Genomic DNA, 15,365 nt, shown 5'->3' with positions numbered 1-15,365 from the left:
AAGGTCACTTATATCATTTTATTTAACGATGATATATGCCTTATGATTAGGCAGGGAGTTTACGCTTTTTTACATTTGTGTGATTGTATTTGAAGTGATCCCCCAATTAAACTTCTGTCCAAAACATTTCCCACGGAATATTTGCTTTGTGATGACAATTGGACATGCTGTTTCATTGTAAATACTTTAATAAAAGGGTTAGTAGAAGAAAGAAAAATAAATAATTTAAAAATTAATTCTTTTCTTAATGATAATAATTATAAATAAAATCATTTAAAAGGAAATGTCCAAACCTTGGAATAACGACTTTTATATTGAATACCTATACTTTAAAGTCGTTTTGCACTATTCAGAAAGTTGAAACTATGAAAAGTTTAAAAACCTAAGTAATATGGACGTTGTGTGAACGACTTTGTTATAATTTGTTATGTAAGTGATAATAAAACAGTAAGGGAATGGAGGGGAGTGAACGCATGGAGCTAGATTTATATTTTTCAAATTACACGTACGTGATTATTTTTGTGCTCTTTGGTGTTGCCCTTCCTGTAGTCTCTCTCACATTCGGTAGGTTGCTTCGTCCAAAAAACCCATATGACGATAAGTTATCAACCTATGAAAGTGGGATTAAACCTACAGGGGAAGCCCAGATTCGGTTTCATGTTGCCTACTACATTGTGGCAATTGAATTTATTATCTTTGATATTGAAACCGTTTTCCTTTATCCGTGGGCTGTTTCACTTGGTCAACTAGGTTGGGTGGGACTGAATGCGATGCTTATCTTTATTTTGATCCTTGCGCTAGGTCTCGGATATTCTTGGAAAAAGAGGGTGCTAGAATGGAACTAAAAGGTTTTCAAGAATCAGTGCAGTATGATCCGCGTGTCAAAGACGAATTAGACCGAAACGTTATTCTAACGACAGTTGAGCAAGTTAAAGCTTGGGCGAGAACACGATCAATGTGGCCGTTGACGTTCGGTCTTGCATGTTGTGCGATTGAAATGATGGCAACAGGTGGGCCACGCTATGACTTTGACCGCTTTGGTGTTATGTTCCGAGCATCGCCTCGTCACGCGGATGTGATGATTGTTGCAGGTACAGTGACAAGTAAGATGGCACCGGTTGTACGTACACTTTACGACCAAATGCCTGAGCCAAAATGGGTGATTGCGATGGGATCATGTGCAACATGTGGTGGTCCTTATAAGTATTCTTACAGCGTCGTCAACGGTGTTGATAAAGTTGTACCTGTCGATGTGTATATCCCCGGTTGCCCGCCGACACCACCAGCATTGTTAGACGGTGTTGATAAACTTCGCCAAAAGATTCGTTTGGAGGCAAGCGGAAAGAAGGTGACAGATCATGAGTGAACACCTTTTAAACCTTGTGAAAGAAACAATTCAAAACCAGCATGGGGAAGAAGCAGTTGAAGAGGCGGACATGAATTTTGAAAAACCGTTTATTACAATTTGGTCTGAACATTGGACGCACTCTCTTGCTGAAACCCTTCGTGATGGTGACGAATTCCGCTTTGATTTCTTAAGTTGTCTTACGGGAGTAGATTATGAAGAACATATGGAAGTTGTGTATAATTTTTACTCATTTCCGCATGACCAGTATTTATATCTCAAAGTTAAGACACCAAGAACGTCTCCGTCGGTCATTTCTGTCCAACCGCTTTGGAAAACGGCAAATTGGCACGAACGAGAAGCTTACGACTTGTTAGGGATCAACTTTTCGGGGCACCCGAACCTTAAACGAATTTTGCTTCAAGACGAATGGGAAGGTCACCCGCTCAGAAAAGATTACGTTACAGATAAAAAAGCTATGGGATTGGAATAGGGGGGTGAAGGTTTAAATGACGACTCATACAGAAGAGATGACATTGAACATGGGACCGCAGCACCCGAGTACACACGGAGTATTTCGTTTAAAAGTAACGGTTCGCGGGGAGACGATTACAAGTGCTGAACCAATCATTGGTTACTTGCACCGCGGATCTGAAAAATTAGCAGAAGGCCTTGCTTACTCGCAATTTATCCCATATACAGATCGCCTCGATTATATGAATGCAATGACTAATAACTATATTTATTGTGCGTCTGTGGAAGAGTTAATGGGGTTAGAAATTCCTGAACGTGCGGAATATTTACGTATCTTAACAATGGAATTAAACCGTGTCGCCAGTCACTTGTTGTGGTGGGGAACATTTATGCTCGATATGGGGGCAATAAGTCCATTCTTGTATGCGTTTCGAGATCGTGACCACATTCTTGATCGTCTCAATGAAATTAGCGGTGCGCGAATGACCTTCAATTACATGCGAATCGGTGGCGTGAAGTGGGATGCACCTGAAGGATGGATCGATCGCGTCAAAGAGACTGTAGAATTGATACGTGAAAACATTCACGACTATGACACACTTGTCACAGGAAATGAGATTTTTCAGGCTCGTTCCAAAGGTGTCGGTTACATTTCTAAAGAAAACGCAGTTAACTGGGGGCTGTCTGGACCGGCACTTCGCGCTAGTGGTGTGAAATTTGATATTCGTAAAGATGAGCCGTATTCAATTTACGATCGTTTTGATTTTGATATTCCAACACGAGAAGAAGGGGACGTGTTCGCGCGCTATAAAGTTCGTATCGCTGAAATCTACGAATCTTTGAAAATTGTTGAGCAAGCATGTGAACAAATCCCAGATGAAGGTGAAATTATCCATAAAAAAGGAAAACGTCTCATGATGATTAAGCCTCCTGAAGGTGAAGTGTACAAACGAGCTGAGGCATCCAAAGGCGAAATTGGCGTTTACCTCGTTTCAAATAAAAAGAAAGAACCTTACCGCGTTAAACTAAGGCGTCCTTCGTTTGTTAATGTCGAAATACTCGAAGAATTGCTAATTGGTCAACCGATTGCTAACCTCGTCGCAATATTTGGTAGCTTGGATGTCGTACTTGGGGAGGTAGATGCCTGATGGAATTGATGCCAATGGTATTATATGCCGGGGTACTGCTGCAACTGATCCTTGCAGGGGTAGCAGCAGCCATCCTGTTTGAGCGAAAAGTCATTGGTTATATGCAACTTCGCACAGGCCCAAACCGACATGGTCCATGGGGGATCCTTCAAACCGTTGCTGATGTATTGAAGCTATTAATAAAAGAAGACATTATTCCTCATGCAGCGGACCGGAAAGTATTTGTTCTTGCTCCTATCATCGCATTTGTTCCTTCTTTTGCGATTTTGGCTACAGTTTCATGGAGTGAAAACTTATATGCCGCTGACTTAAATATTGGGGTTCTATATTTCATTGGTTTATCATCTGTGACAACACTCGGGGTGCTTATGGGTGGTTGGAGTTCAAACAATAAATACGCTCTCCTTGGTTCCATGCGCGGCGTGGCCCAGATGATTAGTTATGAAATTCCACTTGTACTTTCGATTGTTGGCGTCGTGATTCTCGTCGGATCCCTCAATTTACGAGATATCGTCTTTTTCCAGGAAAGTATTGGTTTGTGGCTTTTCATTCCACAGTTTCTCGGTTTTGTTGTTTATATGATTTCTGCTATTGCTGAATTAAATCGTTCACCATTCGACTTACCGGAAGCAGAATCTGAACTTGTTTCAGGTTATCACACGGAATATTCAGGCTTTCGGATGGCGTTTTTTATGCTAGCTGAGTATGTCTATGCGATTGCGATTTCGGCCCTTGCTACAACGATATTTTTCGGCGGTTGGCTCGGCCCAGACTTTTTGCCAGGTGAATTTTGGTTCTTACTCAAAATGTGTTTCTTCATGTTCGTCTGGTTCTGGTTACGTGCAACATTACCACGTGCTCGTGTGGACCATTTAATGAACTTCGGTTGGAAAGTGCTCATTCCACTGGCACTGTTAAATATTGTGATTACATCGATCATTAAAGTTTGGATGGGGTGATTAAATGTTCCGCTTATTAAAAGGCTTCGGTGTAACTCTTAAATTCTTTGGGAGTAAAAAATTCACCATCCTTTACCCTGATGAGAAAGTCGAGATGCCAGAGCGCTTTCGTGGAATCCACCGCTTTTTTCCTGATAAATGCATCGTCTGTAACATGTGTGTCAACGCATGTCCGACAGATGTCATTACATTGACAGGAAAGCCGCATCCCGATAACCCAAAAAAGAAAGTCATTGATACGTATAACATCGACTTTCAAGGTTGTATTTTGTGTGATTTTTGTACGGAAGTTTGTCCGACAGCTGCGATTGTTATGACGGCCCGCTACGATAACCTATCGTCATATGACCGTGCCAATCACTTTAAAGATATCGATTGGTTATCATCTAACGAAGTCTACGGAAATTACACGATTGAAGAAGAAGTCGATGAAGATGAGGCAGGTGAGGAAAAGTGACAGGTCAAGAGATCATGTTTATCATCCTTGCACTTATCGCGATTTGTTGTGCATCTCTCGTCATCGTATTAAAACGAATTTCTCACCGTGTTCTCTCAATGGCATTTTGCTCTTTTGCTATTGCAGGTCTTTACTTTTTATTAAGAGCTGAATTTCTAGGTATTATACAAATCATGGTTTACGTTGGGGGTCTTACAGTATTGTTCGTTTTTGCTGTCATGATGACAGACCACCGTACAACAACGTTTGTTCCTGAACGTAGCAAAGTGTTTAAATTTGTTAGTTTTATAGGCGTTGGTAGTCTTCTTTCTATCATGTTAATCGGGATTTTGGGGATGGACCTCCCAGCCGGCACGGAGCCGTTTATCGGTACAGCGGAAGCCATCGGTCTAGAGCTTTATGGCAATTATGTGATCGCTTTCCTTGGTGTCGGTATCCTCTTACTTGCAGCACTCATTGGTGCAATCGTCATTGCCCGGAAGGAGGCTGATGAACAATGATGCCGGTGACACTGTTTTTAGCATTGGGAGCAATCCTGTTTTGTATCGGACTCTATGGCGTATTAACGAGAAGACATATTGTCGTTGTGCTCGTCTGTATTGAATTAATGCTTAACTCTGTAAATATTAATTTAGTGGCCTTCTCAAGTGTCGGTCCTGTTGCCAATGTGACCGGTCAAGTTTTCTCGCTCTTCGTCATTACCATTGCCGCAGCCGAAGTGGCTGTCGGGTTGGCCATATTAATTGCTCTTTATCGTAATCGAGCGTCAATTGACGTGATTAAACATGACTTATTGCGCTCTTCATAAGGCTATAGCAAAAGACTAAGAGAGGAAAAGGTGATGGTATGATACAAAACGCCTGGTTAATCCCGGTTTTCCCGCTTATCGCCTTTGTCGTGCTTTTACTCTTCGGACGTGTTCTTAGAGAAAAAGCCGCATACGTCGGCATCACCGCACTTGCATTATCGTTCATTTTTGCGGTTGCTGTTTTGTTTGAAAGGATCGGAGGGGAAACCTACACATTTGTTGTCGATTGGATCACATTTGGAGAAAGCACGGTAACAATGGGTTACGAAGTGACACCACTGAATGCAATGATGCTTATCGTTGTCACACTCGTTAGCCTTGTTGTGCATATCTTCTCCCGTGATTACATGCATGAAGACGATCGCATCCATGTCTTCTACAGTTACTTAGGTCTTTTCTCATTTTCAATGCTTGGGCTCGTCCTTGCACCGAACATTTTACAATTATTTATTTTCTGGGAATTAGTTGGACTTTGTTCTTTCTTACTCGTTGGGTTTTGGTACTATAAACCAGAAGCTGCTTCCGCTGCGAAAAAAGCGTTTCTAACGACGCGCGTTGGGGATGTTGGTTTATTGATCGGGATTGTTCTTCTATTTAATGCGACAGGTTCGTTTGAATACGCAGACGCATTTGCAGCCGTTGAAGCAGGCCTCATCAGTGACACAATGGTAACTGTTATTGCACTTTGTATTTTCTTAGGTGCAGTTGGTAAATCAGCGCAATTCCCGCTGCACGTTTGGCTTCCTGATGCAATGGAAGGTCCAACACCTGTCAGTGCTTTGATTCACGCAGCAACGATGGTTGCAGCAGGTGTATATCTCGTCGGTGTGATGTATCCATTCTTCTTAGCATCTGACACAGCACTTACAATCGTCGCCTATGTCGGTGCAATCACAGCCATTTTCGCGGCGACCATTGCGCTAGTCAATCATGACATTAAGAGAATATTGGCTTATTCCACGATCAGTCAACTCGGGTTTATGATGCTCGCACTTGGAACGGCTGGTTATGTGGCAGGTTTATTTCACTTAATGACGCATGCGTTTTTTAAAGCGCTTCTCTTCTTGGGTGCTGGAAGCGTGATCTATGGGGTTCACCATAGGCAAGATATTCGTGAAATGGGCGGTCTTTGGCGTCGCATGAAAGTGACATCAGTGACGTTCTTAATTGGTGCACTTGCGATCGCAGGGATTTTTCCACTCGCAGGTTTTTGGAGTAAAGAAGAAATCTTTGCTTCTGTCTTAGCAAATGGTGATCCTTTCTTGTTCGCTATCGCACTTATTACTGCGTTCATGACCGCATTTTATATGTTCCGCCTTTTCTTTAAGGCGTTTACAGGTGAGTTTCGAGGTGACCATGAACCGCATGAAAACAATGGATTCATGACATTACCTCTCATTGTGTTAGGTATACTCGCTGTTGTTGCAGGGTTTGTGAATGCACCATTTACTGGTCATGCTTTAGAAGGTTTTTTAACAGAAGGTATAGCTGTCGGAGAACAAGCACACGGAGGTTTTGGACTTGCAGTTGTTTCCTTACTCATAGCTATAGGTGGGATCTTTCTAGCGTGGGTCATTTACGGAAAAAGAAGTATTTCCGAAGATTTCTTACCAGGAAAATTCCGTGCTGCTCATAGATTATTAATGAATAAGTATTTTATGGATGAATTATACACTGTCGTATTTGTACGTCCATGTGTTGGTATCGGTAAAGCCCTTTACGCAATTGACCGCTTCATCGTCGATGGCATTGTTAACTTATTAGCTGTCGTGACACGTTCAGTCGGTAGTGGACTTGGTAAACGACAAACTGGTCAATTTCAAACGTACGGTGTTGTTACCATCATCGGAGGAATTGCGGTTGTGGCACTTGCCTTCATGCTAAGGGGGTATTTCGGATGATCCCAAATCTATTAACTTGGATCGTTTTCTTCCCGCTCGTTGGCGCATTATTAATCTTAGCAATACCGCGAGAACAAAAGAATGCGATTCGTTCTATCGCTGCGGGGACATCGATCATCACGCTCATTTTATCAATTCTTGCTTGGATTGGATTTGACCGCTCACAATCAGGAATGCAGTTTGTAGAAAGTTATTCATGGATCAATCTCGGTGATTTTCAGATTTACTATGACCTCGGGGTCGATGGTTTATCAATGCCACTACTCTTATTGGTCACATTAATAACAACACTATCTATCACGGCTTCTTTTAACATTAAAGAACGAGTGAAAGAATACTTTACTTGGATACTTATATTGATGACGGGTTTATTGGGTGTATTTGTAGCACAGGACCTATTTCTTTTCTTCCTATTCTTTGAATTAACATTGATCCCTGTATTCTTTTTAATAAGTATATGGGGAGGAAAAGAACGAGAGCCTGCTTCTATCAAATTTTTAATTTACAATGGACTCGGAAGTGCTGTTATGGTGATGGCTTTTATAGCCTTGGCATATAAAGCTTTTGAAGCAACAGCCTTTTCTCATGCGACGTTTAATATAAGCGCTTTGGCGGACATTTTTTCAAATCCGGAAGTTTCAGGCGTTCTAACTGATAGTTTGAAAGCAGGTATTTTCTTGGCACTGCTTATTGCTTTCGCAGTTAAACTTCCGATCATTCCACTTCATACGTGGTTACCCAATGCGTATGTAGAAGCCCCTACAGGTGTATCGATGATGTTGGCAGGTGTCCTGTCAAAAATGGGTGCATACGGACTACTCCGTATTAGCTATGGTATTTTACCAGATCAAGCAGTGAACTTTGCGACGTTTATCGCCATATTAGGGGTTGTGAATATTCTTTACGGAGCCTTTATAGCTTTGGTACAAACCGATCTGAAGAAGCTAATCGCATATTCTAGTATTAGCCATTTAGGGATCGTCCTTTTAGGTGTCGCATCGGTAACTGAGGCGGGTATACAAGGTGCAGTTTTTCAACTCGTTTCACATGGTTTTATCGTAGCACTCTTGTTTTTCATGGTCGGTGCGATTTACGAACGAACGAATACGCGCACGATTTCCGAATTGGGTGGCCTTTCGAAGTCGGTACCGGTATTAGCAGGTTTTATGCTTGCAGCAGCAATGGCTTCCTTAGGGTTACCAGGGCTGTCCGGTTTCGTTAGTGAATTGCTCGCGTTCATCGGTATTTTCGGTGCATCAGCAGAAATCATTCCCGCAGCACGCGTCATCGCTGTTGTCGGTGCGATCGGTATTATTTTTACGGCTGCCTACCTTCTTTGGGCAATGCAGCGTACGACCTTTGGGAAAATGGATGAGAAATACCTCGGCTTGCCGGATGCAAGACCGATGGAATATATACCGATGATCGGTTTATTAGGACTAAGCCTCCTCATTGGTGTTTATCCATCCATTCTCAGTGACGTAATTAACACTACAGTAATCGACATCGTGTCGAAGATAGGGGGTTAAAGACATGTCAGCCTATAATGCCAACTGGTCTTTAATGACTCCGGAAATCGTCTTAATGATCCTAGCCCTCGTTATTTTTACGCTAGATTTTATGACGGGGATGAGCCGAAACAAGCCGTTTCTTGGGCGTTTGAGCATTCTTTCGCTATTAGCTACAACAGTACTTGTTGCTGTCTTTAATCGGGAAACAGGACAAATTGGTGACATGTTCGTTGTTGATGGCTTCGCGATGGTTTTGAAAATTGTTATCCTTTTAGGCGTCGCCGGTGTCATCGCGATTTCTATGTATTATGTAGATCGCCATCGGGACGTCTACCAAGGTGAGTACTATTCCTTATTATTGTTTGCTACTTTAGGTGCCATGCTTATGGTGTCTTCAGCAGACTTGATCACTTTATTTGTTGGCTTAGAATTACTAAGTATTTCTGCATATTGTTTGGCAGGGTTTAAGAAATATAACGGAAAGTCGACAGAGGCTGCAATTAAATATGTTGTACTCGGTGGAACCGCATCTGCGTTTATCTTGTACGGAATGTCGTTTGTATACGGTTTAACTGGTACGACGAGCCTCGTAGATATTAATGAAGCAGTGCCAACACTGTTTGCTGATTATCCATACATCATGACGATGGCGATTATGTTCATGATCGCAGGCTTCGGGTTTAAAATTTCCGTTGTACCATTCCATATGTGGGCGCCAGACGTCTATGAAGGTGCACCAACACCAGTTACTTCATTTTTATCGGTCGTTTCGAAAATTGCAGGTTTCGGCATCGTGTTGCGCGTTTTCTTTGTAGGCTTTGAGTCTGTTTATGATGAATGGGCCTTCATCTTTGCGCTGCTTGCTGCGATCACGATGATCGTTGGTAATATGATTGCGATTGTACAAAGAAAAGTGAAGCGTCTTATGGCGTTTTCAGGAGTTGCGCAAGCTGGTTACTTGCTCGTGCCTGTCGCAACGATGGTATCACTAGACATGACGATGAGCATGATCACGTTTTACGCTGTCGCATATTTACTTATGACGCTAGGAGCGTTTGCGATTATTACGCTTGTCACTGAAGACACCGAAGATGATGCATTGACGAGTTTTTCAGGTTTATACCAGCGAGCGCCATATTTGGCGATTGCAATGACGATTTTCTTATTGTCTTTAGCTGGTTTACCGATTACCGCTGGCTTTTTCGGTAAGTTTTACATTTTCGTCGGTGCAATCCAAGCTGAAATGCTCTGGCTTGCAGTGATCATGATTTTCACAAGTATCGTATCTTTCTTCTACTATTTTGGTATCATGAAACAAATGTTCATGCGTGATCCAAAGCCAAACGATGACCAAACGTTATCGGTACCAAAACCGGTATCAGCTGTCGTAACAATTTCTTTAGTCGGAACAATCGGATTCGGACTCCTTGCCAACGTATTGACCAATTACTTCAACAACCTACAATGGTTCTTTTAGACAGAAAAGCGGAGGGCGCTCGGTAATCGGCGACAAGTGCTGGAGAAGCGACATAAAGAAGCGCTTTTTGCTTCTAATGTCGCTTTGAAGCAACCTCGAGCCGATAGCGCCCGCAGCTGGACAAAGAAAAGTTTTAGCGCCTTGGGCACGAGCGACAACGGTTTATCTGCGACGAGCAAGCATTGCGGCGCAGGAGCAAGCATTGGAAGACCGTTAAAAGAAAGCCGCTTTATGGCTTTCATTAACGGTCTGAAATGACCTCGAGCTCGTAGGCGCTAAAACTAGACAGGAAGAAAAGCGAAAGCGCCTCGGTCACGAGCGACAACGGTTTATCTGCGACGAGCAAGCATTGCGGCGCAGGAGCAAGCATTGCCTCTTCCTCTTCTAGCGTTGCTTTGTAGCGTATCCGTCGAGGCAAATCGAAGCCTATGCGCCGAAGTAAACGCTCTTTGGAACGCAGAGAAGCAGAAAGCCGCTTTATGGCTTTCATTAACGGTCTGAAATGACCTCGAGCTCGTAGGCGCTAAAACTAGACAGTAAGAAAAGCGGAAGGCGTCCAGGGCGCTCGCTCATCGGCGACCTTCCGCTAGAAAAAAACACCCCTTGCCGCTAGGGAACGCTTCCTAGCGACAAGGGGTGTTTTAATTTGTCGAAGTCTTATGAAATATGTTTCGACAATATTTTATCTGCTTTAAATATAGGTGAAAAGTCGAGTGACTGGCTTGTTTATTCAAATTTACAAAGGAAAAATTTAAGAAAATGGTAACAAAAGCTAAACATTCGCAAAAATGTTATAGCATTCCTAGTAGAAATTCGATATCATTAATTTTGTGATCGTTTATTTTAAAAGACGTTTATGGATTTAAGAAATCATAATGTACTAAACATTTTCGACAAGATGATTTCTTAAATGCTAAAAACGGACAAAAAACGATGAAGAGAAAAGACACGCTCGGAGGGTCTAGAGAATGCTTCAAGATTTAGGACAAGATGCGATTTTTAACATATCAGTGACGCTCGCTGTCCTGATCCTCGTTTGGTGGGCAATTCAATCATTTAAATTCGACCTCTTTGTCAAAGATCCAGAAGGTCCAAAGGCAAAATTATTGATGATCCTTGTCACTTTAGCGTTAACACATTTAGTTAGCCAATTTGTGTTAAATTATTTCAATTGGTCGTTAATGCTTAGGCATTTGCTTTAAAAAACTGTATATAATGGCTTTAAGATGGTACCTGCAAAAGATGTCACCTTTTAACTGCAACTTCCATGTATGCCACTCCGCAAAAAAAGCAAAACTGCTAATAAATAAAACGTTCATTGAATGATGAAAGCGGGGAGGAGTTATCATGGTAAGTAAAAAAGAATTATTTGGTGGAATCGCAATCTTAACATTTGTTATTGTTAGTACCATTAATCCTAATTTTGGTTACAGTGAATCTTCATCACAATCAGAACCCATTACACATACACTAACGACGTTACTTGATACAGCTGAGCAAGAAAACATTGAAGTTAATTCTTGGCATACGTATACACGTGAAGTCGTTGATAAAGAGGCGTCTGAGCGTGATGTTCAAAATTGGTTGAACGAAATGAGCCGTGATTATCCACAATTAGATTGGAAGGAAGACCCTAACTGGAACGAAGATCACGGCATTAAGCGAATTGGTAAAAATGAGGATGCCTCTACAGGTATGCAAGAACGCATGACGCTCGTTGCTTATCAACCATCGCCAAACAGTTCAACTTACACAGCGTATGTCCTAGTTGAACAAGAACATACAAACGCCTTAAATGAAAATCAAATCGGACAACAAATAGAAATGATTGATGAAGCCATTTATCCTTGGCAAACACCCGAAAATACGTACCTACGTATAGAAGGTGAAGCAAAAGTTGCAGAAGGGGATTCGGTAACAGACCAAGCTGAAGAGTTACTCAATGCCTATGATGGAAATCATATCGAGCAACTATCGGAATCAACATTTGCATCAATCTCTGCTCATTCTTCCAATTTGCCTAAGACAGGCCTGACAACGAACGGCGAAGACATGAATCTGCAAATTGCTGTTAGGCAAGAAGGTAGAGGATTGGGCGGCGAAACAAACGTTACAATAGGAACACCAATTATAACGACTGAATACTAATAATATAGAAACTGGACGCGGAGGGGAATACGTTGGAAAAAATCATCGTCCGCGGTGGCAGGCAATTAAACGGAAAAGTTAGAGTGGAAGGTGCTAAAAATGCCGTTTTGCCCGTCATCGCTGCATCCATTTTAGCCAGTGAAGGGAAGAGCAAGATTTATGATGCACCAGCTCTTGCTGACGTATACACGATTAACCAAGTTTTACGGAATTTAAATATTGATCTTCAATATGAAAACGGAACAGTAGCCGTCGACGCACAAAAGCAATTGAAGACGGAGGCCCCATTTGAGTACGTCCGCAAGATGAGAGCGTCCTTCCTCGTTATGGGACCGCTTCTCGCTCGTGTCGGTCACGCTCGTATTGCGCTACCAGGAGGTTGTGCGATCGGTTCTCGACCAATTGATCAGCATTTAAAAGGTTTTGAAGCGATGGGAGCAGAAGTTGAAATTGGAAACGGCTTCATCGAAGCAAGTGTCAAAGATCGTCTAAAAGGGACGAAGATATACCTCGACTTTCCAAGTGTTGGCGCAACAGAAAATATTATGATGGCCGCAACAATGGCTGAAGGAACGACTGTTTTAGAAAATGTCGCTGAAGAACCAGAAATTGTTGACCTCGCTAATTATTTAAATGCGATGGGAGCGAAAGTAAGAGGCGCAGGAACAGGAACGATCCGTATCGAAGGGGTCGATAAATTAACCGGCGCCAACCATCATATTATTCCTGATCGCGTAGAAGCGGGAACGTTTATGGTTGCCGCAGCGATTACAGCTGGAGATGTATTGATTCAGAATGCTGAACCAGAACACTTACGACCATTAATCGCAAAAATGAGTGAAATGGGCGTAAATATCGAAGAAGTAGAAGATGGCATTCAGGTCACTGCGCCAGAGAAATTATCTTCTGTCGATTTAAAGACGATGCCACATCCTGGGTTTCCAACGGATATGCAAGCGCAAATGATGGCACTTTTACTCAAAGCAGAAGGAACGGGTGTAATCACGGAAACAGTTTTCGAGAACCGTTTCATGCATGTAGAAGAGTTCCGTCGCATGAATGGAGATATTAAAGTCGAAGGACGTAGTGCAATGGTTCAAGGGCCATGTCAATTGCAAGGTGCTGAAGTATCATCAACGGATTTACGCGCTGGTGCAGCATTGGTACTTGCAGGTTTGATTGCAGAAGGTTACACACGTGTCACAGAGCTCAAGCATATTGACCGTGGGTACGTTGACTTTGCAGAGAAATTAAAAGGGCTTGGTGCAGATATTGAACGCGTCACAGACGTAGAAGAACGTTTAGAAAACTTGAACGCACCCGCACCATTAAAAGTAAATGAATTTGGGGTGTAATACTTCAAGTGATGATGCTCATTGAACATCAGCTAGAAACGTTACAGCCCCCACCATAAAGACTCATTCGCAGCTGTCAACAGTCAGCCGTTGCGAATGAGTCTTTTTGTATGGATGTATATGTCTAAATAACGATGGAGAATCTAAACACAAAACAAATAAAGGAGGGAATGTTGAGATGAATAGATGGTTTACATCTTTAGCGTTATTAGGTTTAAGTGGGACCCTACTAGTCGGGTGTAATAATCAGGGAGAAGGAGAAGACGAACAGGGTACGGACGAGAAGGAAGAGCAAGAAGCTGAGCAAGTAAGTAATGATGCCATGCCTAAAAACGTCATTATGATGATCGGAGATGGAATGGCTGCAGGCCAGATGGAAGTTGCCAGGTTATTGGAACATGGAATGGAAGGTGAACTCCATATGGCAGAACTAACGGACGCGGCTTGGATGAATACATTTTCTAATGACCATTGGGCAACAGACTCAGCAGCAGGAGGTACAGCAATCTCATCTTCAACGAAAACCGATAACGGTAGAGCCGGTACTGGACCTGATGGTGAACCGTTAGATAGTGTAGCTGATTTGTTTAAAGAAAATGGAAAGAGCGTTGGGCTTATTTCGAATAATACAGTCACAGATGCAACCCCTGCTTCATTTGGTGCAAGTGTAGATCACCGATCAGAAACACCTGGAATTGCCCGACATTTATTTGAAAATGAATATGATGTGTTGTTAGGTGGTGGAAAAGGAGATTTCATTCCTGAAAATCAAGGTGGTAACGATCTCATCCAGGAATTTATTGATGAAGGTTATGCATTTGTTGAAGATCGCGATGAGTTATTAGCAGAAGAAGATACTGAGAAATTATTAGGATTGTTCCACCCATCGTTTATGAACTATAAAACAGATTATGATTTGTACGATTCAAACGAGCCTAGTTTAAACGAAATGACGGAAATTGCATTGGATTCTTTATCACAAAATGAAGACGGCTTCTTCTTAATGGTCGAAGGTGCCAGAATTGACCATGCATCACACGCAGCAGACTTTACAAACATTTGGCAAGAAACGATTGAGTTTGATTATACGGTAGGGGACGTCATGGATTGGGCTGAAGGTCGTGATGATACACTCGTTGTCGTATTGGCTGATCATGAAACAATGGGCGTTGCGGCTTCTGAGACGATGGATAAGGAAGGTTTAAGAGAGGTAAGCGCTTCTCCGGAGTATATGGTCAACCAGATGGAATTTGACGATGAGGCAGGCGAATATGCGTCGGAATCCGTCAAATCGGTTGTAGAAGAGTATGCAGGCGTATCCTTAACAGACGAAGAGATCGCAAACTTCAACGAGTATATCTATAATCAAGAAGGAGAGTTACTTCTTCCTCATGAACAGGCATGGGAATTAGGAAGTTTCATCGCTCGCCACTACGGTGCAGGTGTGATGGATAGAGAAATTCGGGCTAATAGTTATGAAACAGGGGGACATACCGGGAACATGGTCCCTATATTTGCAGACGGCATTGGGTCTGAATCATTTAACGGAGTTATGGACAACACCGACGTTGTACAACGAATTGCAGAATTAGCAGAATTAGACTATGAGCCTGGAGAGATTATCGAGTAACACCCAATCCAACCCTTTTAGAAAACAGCCATATGCTAAGCACATGGCTGTTTTTCTGGTGTGCCCGGCATGTCTGACAGCTAGGTGGTGAAAGTCCACTACAGGCTTGGCAGTGGGAACTGTTAGCGAATGGCAAGGGTGTCCACCGTGAG

General features: G+C 42.5%; 16 protein-coding genes. 15 read left to right on the top strand and 1 reads right to left on the bottom strand.

The window, feature by feature from the left end; translation table 11 throughout:
- The first annotated feature begins 473 nt into the window (after window positions 1–473).
- Genes HNQ41_RS11070 through HNQ41_RS11020 form a run of 11 tightly spaced genes read left to right on the top strand, consistent with a single transcriptional unit; the run spans window position 474 to window position 10,080 of the window.
- Window positions 474–845 carry an NADH-quinone oxidoreductase subunit A gene (locus HNQ41_RS11070; RefSeq protein ID WP_184664508.1) on the top strand — a complete coding sequence of 124 codons (372 nt, stop codon included), beginning with the start codon at window positions 474–476 and terminating at the stop codon, window positions 843–845.
- On the top strand, window positions 836–1,366 hold the full coding sequence (locus HNQ41_RS11065; protein ID WP_184664506.1) for a NuoB/complex I 20 kDa subunit family protein: 531 nt from the start codon (window positions 836–838) through the stop codon (window positions 1,364–1,366). The genes HNQ41_RS11070 and HNQ41_RS11065 overlap by 10 nt, the downstream gene beginning before the upstream one ends.
- Window positions 1,359–1,838, top strand: coding sequence for an NADH-quinone oxidoreductase subunit C (locus HNQ41_RS11060; RefSeq protein ID WP_184664505.1), 480 nt, complete (start codon window positions 1,359–1,361; stop codon window positions 1,836–1,838). The genes HNQ41_RS11065 and HNQ41_RS11060 overlap by 8 nt, the downstream gene beginning before the upstream one ends.
- Before the next feature lie 16 nt (window positions 1,839–1,854).
- Window positions 1,855–2,967: an NADH-quinone oxidoreductase subunit D gene (locus tag HNQ41_RS11055; protein WP_184664504.1), complete on the top strand. Its 1,113-nt coding sequence runs from the start codon at window positions 1,855–1,857 to the stop codon at window positions 2,965–2,967.
- On the top strand, window positions 2,967–3,926 hold the full coding sequence (gene nuoH / locus HNQ41_RS11050) for an NADH-quinone oxidoreductase subunit NuoH (protein WP_184664502.1): 960 nt from the start codon (window positions 2,967–2,969) through the stop codon (window positions 3,924–3,926). The genes HNQ41_RS11055 and nuoH overlap by 1 nt, the downstream gene beginning before the upstream one ends.
- Window positions 3,927–3,930: 4 nt before the next feature.
- Window positions 3,931–4,383 (top strand): NuoI/complex I 23 kDa subunit family protein, encoded by a 453-nt coding sequence (locus tag HNQ41_RS11045; protein WP_184664501.1) that lies wholly within the window; start codon window positions 3,931–3,933, stop codon window positions 4,381–4,383.
- Window positions 4,380–4,883 carry an NADH-quinone oxidoreductase subunit J gene (locus HNQ41_RS11040; protein WP_184664500.1) on the top strand — a complete coding sequence of 168 codons (504 nt, stop codon included), beginning with the start codon at window positions 4,380–4,382 and terminating at the stop codon, window positions 4,881–4,883. Before HNQ41_RS11045 ends, HNQ41_RS11040 begins: the two co-directional genes overlap by 4 nt.
- Window positions 4,880–5,191 carry an NADH-quinone oxidoreductase subunit NuoK gene (gene nuoK / locus HNQ41_RS11035; protein ID WP_281394013.1) on the top strand — a complete coding sequence of 104 codons (312 nt, stop codon included), beginning with the start codon at window positions 4,880–4,882 and terminating at the stop codon, window positions 5,189–5,191. Before HNQ41_RS11040 ends, nuoK begins: the two co-directional genes overlap by 4 nt.
- A 38-nt stretch (window positions 5,192–5,229) precedes the next feature.
- Window positions 5,230–7,092, top strand: a complete 1,863-nt coding sequence (nuoL, locus tag HNQ41_RS11030) for an NADH-quinone oxidoreductase subunit L (protein ID WP_184664498.1) — start codon at window positions 5,230–5,232, stop codon at window positions 7,090–7,092.
- Window positions 7,089–8,621, top strand: a complete 1,533-nt coding sequence (locus tag HNQ41_RS11025; protein ID WP_184664496.1) for a complex I subunit 4 family protein — start codon at window positions 7,089–7,091, stop codon at window positions 8,619–8,621. Before nuoL ends, HNQ41_RS11025 begins: the two co-directional genes overlap by 4 nt.
- A gap of 4 nt (window positions 8,622–8,625) precedes the next feature.
- Window positions 8,626–10,080, top strand: a complete 1,455-nt coding sequence (locus HNQ41_RS11020) for an NADH-quinone oxidoreductase subunit N (RefSeq protein ID WP_184664495.1) — start codon at window positions 8,626–8,628, stop codon at window positions 10,078–10,080.
- A 241-nt stretch (window positions 10,081–10,321) separates the two neighbouring features.
- On the opposite strand, the gene HNQ41_RS11015 is transcribed toward HNQ41_RS11020, so the two are convergent.
- On the bottom strand, window positions 10,322–10,498 hold the full coding sequence (locus HNQ41_RS11015) for a hypothetical protein (protein ID WP_184664494.1): 177 nt from the start codon (window positions 10,496–10,498) through the stop codon (window positions 10,322–10,324).
- A gap of 550 nt (window positions 10,499–11,048) precedes the next feature.
- On the opposite strand from HNQ41_RS11015, the gene HNQ41_RS11010 reads away from it, so the two are divergent.
- The 4 genes from HNQ41_RS11010 to HNQ41_RS10995 all read left to right on the top strand — a co-directional run bounded on the left by HNQ41_RS11010 (window position 11,049) and on the right by HNQ41_RS10995 (window position 15,213).
- The gene (locus HNQ41_RS11010; RefSeq protein ID WP_184664493.1) at window positions 11,049–11,282 is read left to right on the top strand and encodes a DUF1146 domain-containing protein; all 234 of its coding nucleotides are present in this window, start codon (window positions 11,049–11,051) and stop codon (window positions 11,280–11,282) included.
- Window positions 11,283–11,427: 145 nt separating this feature from the next.
- Window positions 11,428–12,228, top strand: a complete 801-nt coding sequence (locus HNQ41_RS11005) for a YwmB family TATA-box binding protein (protein ID WP_184664492.1) — start codon at window positions 11,428–11,430, stop codon at window positions 12,226–12,228.
- Between the two features lie 32 nt (window positions 12,229–12,260).
- Window positions 12,261–13,583 carry a UDP-N-acetylglucosamine 1-carboxyvinyltransferase gene (gene murA / locus HNQ41_RS11000; RefSeq protein WP_184664490.1) on the top strand — a complete coding sequence of 441 codons (1,323 nt, stop codon included), beginning with the start codon at window positions 12,261–12,263 and terminating at the stop codon, window positions 13,581–13,583.
- A gap of 178 nt (window positions 13,584–13,761) precedes the next feature.
- On the top strand, window positions 13,762–15,213 hold the full coding sequence (locus HNQ41_RS10995; protein ID WP_246421640.1) for an alkaline phosphatase: 1,452 nt from the start codon (window positions 13,762–13,764) through the stop codon (window positions 15,211–15,213).
- The last annotated feature ends 152 nt before the right edge of the window (window positions 15,214–15,365 follow it).

It is taken from the genome of Texcoconibacillus texcoconensis, from assembly GCF_014202575.1.
In the GTDB taxonomy this organism is placed as follows: domain Bacteria; phylum Bacillota; class Bacilli; order Bacillales; family Salisediminibacteriaceae; genus Texcoconibacillus; species Texcoconibacillus texcoconensis.
Note: the sequence above shows the minus strand (reverse complement) of the source record. Positions and strands in the feature narration are given on the sequence as shown.